This is a genomic window from Gordonia sp. HS-NH1 (genome assembly GCF_001418765.1).
In the GTDB taxonomy this organism is placed as follows: Bacteria; Actinomycetota; Actinomycetes; order Mycobacteriales; family Mycobacteriaceae; genus Gordonia.
Genome location: NZ_LIYC01000123.1, coordinates 1 through 563, shown reverse-complemented (window position 1 = coordinate 563; position 563 = coordinate 1). Strand labels below are relative to the sequence as shown.

Annotated in this window: 1 protein-coding gene; it reads right to left on the bottom strand. The window is 62.9% G+C overall.

The genetic code is table 11. The annotated features are described in order from the left end of the window. On the bottom strand, positions 1 to 563 hold a 563-nt coding region (locus AMD30_RS24335; RefSeq protein WP_156354438.1), incomplete at both ends, for an integrase core domain-containing protein.

The following is a 563-nucleotide window of genomic DNA, read 5'->3' as shown; positions in this document are numbered from 1 at the left end:
TGTACTGACCTGAGAGGTTGGGTACGCGGCTGGCTGGTGGTTGTCCTCCGAGTGCTGTGTGACCGCGGTGGTGATTGTAGTGGTGCAGCCAGATCGGGAACTGTGCGCAGCGTTCGGTGTCGCTGGTGTAGAGCCGGTCGTAGGCCCATTCGTCGGCCAGGGTGCGGTGAAACCGTTCGACCTTGCCGTTGGTTTGCGGCCGGTACGGCCGGGTTCGGCGGTGGATGATCGATGGCCCGAGCGCATCGGCGAATGCATGCGACTTGTAGCAGGAACCGTTGTCGGTCAATACTTTCCGAACCTCGATACCGCGCTCGGCAAACCACTGCTGGGCGCGCAGCCAGAACTCAGCGGCCGTCTCTTTGCGTTCATCAGCCAGAATCTCCGAGTACGCCAACCGTGAGTGGGCATCGATGGCGGTGTGCAGGAAGTGATAACCGCGCACGGGGTTGCGGTACTTGTTCTGCTTCCCGCTGCTCTTGTCGGCGCGACTGTTACGGCGGCCGGCGGTGCGGCCGAGTTTGCGCCAGCCACCGCCGGCAGGGATCTTGCCGAGTTTCTTG